The 4053-nt window shown below is 63.8% G+C and carries 4 protein-coding genes; 1 reads left to right on the forward strand and 3 read right to left on the reverse strand.

Features of this window, described 5'->3' with window-relative positions; translation table 11 throughout:
* Positions 1-237 (reverse strand): hypothetical protein (locus tag VGN72_02820; protein HEV7298269.1); only part of this gene is annotated, 237 nt, incomplete at its 3' end.
* Between the two features lie 149 nt (positions 238-386).
* Complete coding sequence (locus tag VGN72_02825; protein ID HEV7298270.1) at positions 387-1082, reverse strand: hypothetical protein; 696 nt, start codon at positions 1080-1082, stop codon at positions 387-389.
* A gap of 751 nt (positions 1083-1833) precedes the next feature.
* On the opposite strand from VGN72_02825, the gene VGN72_02830 reads away from it, so the two are divergent.
* Positions 1834-2634: a hypothetical protein gene (locus tag VGN72_02830; protein ID HEV7298271.1), complete on the forward strand. Its 801-nt coding sequence runs from the start codon at positions 1834-1836 to the stop codon at positions 2632-2634.
* A 263-nt stretch (positions 2635-2897) separates the two neighbouring features.
* Here the strand turns inward: VGN72_02830 and VGN72_02835 are convergent, their stop codons facing one another.
* Positions 2898-3611 (reverse strand): transposase, encoded by a 714-nt coding sequence (locus VGN72_02835; GenBank protein HEV7298272.1) that lies wholly within the window; start codon positions 3609-3611, stop codon positions 2898-2900.
* Positions 3612-4053 lie beyond the last annotated feature (442 nt).

Genomic DNA, 4053 nt, shown 5'->3' on the forward strand with positions numbered 1-4053 from the left:
CAGCTGGTCCAACATCGCCCCCGGATCGTTCACGATGATCGCCGCCCCATCGATCGCATCCACGTCGATCGCCCTGCTGAACGTCAACGTCAACACAAGGTCCACCTCGCCGTCGTACACCGCCGACACGAGCGTCAACGGTGCAGGCGGCGGTGGCGTGGGCGTTCGCTTCGTCTCGATCGGCCGCTTGCGCCACTTGCGCTGCGGCCCGGGAATGACCTGAGGTAGAATCAACATAAGCGTGGAGAGGTAAGTGGACGGATACCAGCTGAACGACGGACGACATCAAACGACGAACCCTGACGCAAGCGTATCGAACGAATGCCAGGGCGCGCCGCACAAGCCGCGCCCCGCATCGTTTCACGTTCTCGCCTGCCGCGCTCCAATCACGCCGCGATCTTCGCCGGCGTGCCGGTGTTGACCGCGCTGACGCTCATCGTCCGCGCGCCGCTGCCGCTGCCGACGCCGAAGTTCACCGTGAACTCGGCGACCTTGCCGACCGCCGTCGAGCGCGTGCCCTGAATCTTGTACGTCACGCTCGGCACGCCCGCCGGCACGGTCGCGTCCGTGAACGACCGCTGCCCGCTGCCGCCGAGGTACGTGAACTCGCCGGTCGATTCGACCTTGCGGTACAGCTGGTAGATCACGCCCTTGCACCCGGGCGGATTTTTGGCGCGCCACTTCAGATCGAGCGTGCCGTCGGGATTCAACTCAACCTTCAGCCCCTCAACGAGCCCGGGCTTGCCGACCGGCGCCGGCGTGCCCGGCACGGGCAGCTTCGCCAGCGAGTAAACCGCGTTGCCGCCGCCCGCCTCGGCCTTGGCGCGGATCTTCTTGATGACCGCCGCGCCGGCAATGCTCATCGACGTCACGGCGTTGCGCACGTCGAGCGTCGCCGCCTCAGCCGCTTCCTGCGCCACCTTCTGCGCGTCGATCGCCGCCAAGGCCGCCGTCACCTTCGCCGCCAGGTCCGCCGCTTCGGCGGCGCTGATCCCGATCGCCGATGCGTGATCGGCGAACGGCCCGTTGTGCGCCTGATAAAAGAGAGCCCGATCGAGTGGCTTGCTTGGCACGATGCCCATGTGATGGTCCTTCCCAAAAAGGAAACTGCCCGTGCAAGTCGCCAGAGCCGCATCCGCGACCCACCCCGTCACCGCGGTCTTATCAACCGCGGCCCCGGAGGGCCTCGCTCGCACACTCCAAAGATCGGGCGAACCCCCATCCCGCTTAACCCCACCAACCGAAAATTCCGCTCGCCTTCCCCCCGTCCGAGAAAAACCCCCGTCCTGCCCCGCCCCCGCCCCTCGTCCCCTTACCGGACCACCACCAAGCCAAAAACGGACGCCCAACTTCCGAAAACGGGCGACCGTTTCTCACAAACGGGCGTCCGTTTCTCACAAACGGGCGTCCGTTTCCCGTAAACGGGCGTCCACAATCCAAAGTTGGACGCCCCCATTCGGAAACCGGGCGACCATTTCTCACAAACGGGCGTCCCCCTTCCAAAGCCGGGCGACCCTCCCCTAATAACGGACGCCCACCCACCGCGCGCAGGCCCCCGGCGGGCGCCAAGGTTCGTCCCCAAACCTTTTCCGAGGCGCCCGAACGACCATGAGGTTTGCGTACAAACCTTGCCGCCCGCCCATGCATGGGACGGAGCATCCCATGCATGGGCCGGAGCGTCCCATGGAGGTAGCCACGGGCGTATGCGACCTCGGATTTTCAATAAGTCGAGACTTGCACTGGCGGCTTGCCACACGCACGTGATCTAGAATGGGAACTACCGGGGCAAACCAATAGAATCTGCCAACCGCTGTCTGCCTAGGAGTGATCTGAATGCACCCAAACACGTTCGTGAAGGTCTTTTGGCGTCTCGAAGTGCGCCCAGAAGTATTTGTCGCGATGAACTTCGCCCCTCAGTACTCGCGTCGCTACGAAGAGGTGATCGCCCCCGCCATCCAAGCGCTCCAGTTGAACGGCAAACGATTGCGTCCGCGGCGTGTCGATTCCGCCCACTCGGGCGAGTCGATATTGACCGAGATTAGCGACGCCATTGCCCACTCGTGCTTAGTCTTAGCTGACGTCTCGACCATCGGTCGAGATGCGGTAACTGGCAAGCCATACCGAAACGGGAATGTCATGTATGAGGTAGGCATCGCACTCGCGACCCGCCAGCCACACGAAGTCCTGCTCGTGCGTGACGATGATGACCCGTTCTTGTTCGACGTCAGCACGATCCCCCACAAACGAATCGACTTCACGGACATCGACAAGGCCAGAGACTTCCTCCAGAAACAACTCCAGAGCCGGCTCGATGAGGCGAGTTTCCTTCACGACGCTCGCGTACGAACCGCCCTTGCCAGTCTATCCGACGAGGACGATCGTCTATTGCGGCATTTCACGGAACAGCCCAATGAGGTAGCGGCGATCATCAAACAACATACTGTCCCGTCATTGCTATCCGTCTCGCGGCTGCTGGATAAGCAGCTCATTCGGACCATTGGACATCACATTGACGGGACAATGATGTACCGAGCCACGCCGCTCGGCCGCGTTGTCGCGAAACTCCTGCACGACGATCTCGAAGCCGCTAAGAAGGACGCAATGACTTTGGGAGAAGATAGGGGCCTAAAGTAGAACGATGATTTGCCGACCCTTTTTTACGTCCCGGCGCCATAACATTCGGCGTTTCCCGCCCGGCCCTCACCACCCCACCCACCTGCCCCTCCCGACCACACCCGCCGCAAGAGCAAACCGCGATCTCGGCCCAATTTCCGCGACTCGCGCTCCCCTACGTCCGAGTAACCCATATGCAACAGAGCATTGCACGAACGCAGCGCCCCGTTGCATGAGCGTAACACGCCAGGGGAGCGAAAAGGGGACATCCAGAATATCCCGGGTCAGGTGTGTTCGACGGGCGAGTCGCTCGGCGGGATATTCTGGATGTCCCCTTTTCGCGGGCGGCCACGGTCGCGCAGGGTGAAGGTCAGCCCCAATTCGGTCGCGATCGACTCGGCCCACGCCGGTGGGCCGAACGGGCGGCCGCGGGTGACGCTCGTGCGGACGGCGGTCAGGTCGGCGTCGGGCTGAGGGGCGTTGACGATCGCCAGCCAATCCGTCGGCCGATCGACGGGCCACGCGTCGGCGATGCCCACCGCCCCGCGGTGCCACTCGTGCAGGCTCGACCACGGCCAATCCTCGGCCCGCGCCACCAGCCCGGCGCGCAGCGGGTTGGCCTCGACGTAGCGGATGACCGCCAGCACGTCGACGTCGTGCTGGCGCACCGGGAAGCTCTTGAAGCGCCCCTGATAGAGGTGGCCGTCGCCGGTCGTGTGGTAGTGCTGGCGATAGCGTCGCACGTGCGCGTTGCTCAGCCAGGCCATGAACGTCGACACGTCGTCATCGGCGGTCGGCCAGAGCACGAGGTGCCAGTGGTTGCTCATCAGGCACCACGCCAGCAGCCGCACCGTCGGCACGCGCCGCTTGGCCTCGGCCAGCAAATCGACGAACGCCCGCGCGTCCCCCTGCTTGCGAAAGATCGCCTTGCGATCGTTCCCCCGGTTGAGCACGTGATACACCAACCCACCGGGACATCGCCGTGCGTTGCGAGGCATAACGGGCGATGCTACCGTGACGACATGGGGAGGAGCAAAACAAAGGTGGATGTCCCCTTTTCCGTCCCCTGCAGGTCATCGACGGAGACTTCGAAGCGTATGGTCTTGGCGAGACGCGCCCGTGGCTGGTCGTCCGCGCGATCGACAGCTCCGAGTACGCTGTGATCACGCAAGACGAGCGGTTGCTCGCGCGCGTTCGCGAGCGGTTTCGAGACGTCCGCGACTCGCCCGACGACGCGGCGTATGTCGCATAACCAGCCGATGCACCGGACCGGGCCGGCGGTATAATTTCTGTCGGTCGAGCCGGGTAGGGTCCGCTGGTACGCCTGCGGACCGATTCGCGTTCCGACGGAAAATGGTCCGCAGGGGTACCAGCGGACCCTACGAGACTGATCTCTGGATGTCCCCTTTTCTGGTCTCTCAGGAGCCTGCCCAAATCTCA

The sequence above is a fragment of the Tepidisphaeraceae bacterium genome (assembly GCA_035998445.1).
Taxonomy (GTDB): domain Bacteria; phylum Planctomycetota; class Phycisphaerae; order Tepidisphaerales; family Tepidisphaeraceae; genus DASYHQ01.

What these genes read in the sequence shown, in the direction of transcription:
- VGN72_02825 (HEV7298270.1), bottom strand. Translation starts at nt 1,082, where the DNA reads ATGGGCATCGTGCCAAGCAAGCCACTCGATCGGGCTCTCTTTTATCAG.
- VGN72_02830 (HEV7298271.1), top strand. Translation starts at nt 1,834, where the DNA reads ATGCACCCAAACACGTTCGTGAAGGTCTTTTGGCGTCTCGAAGTGCGC.
- VGN72_02835 (HEV7298272.1), bottom strand. Translation starts at nt 3,611, where the DNA reads ATGCCTCGCAACGCACGGCGATGTCCCGGTGGGTTGGTGTATCACGTG.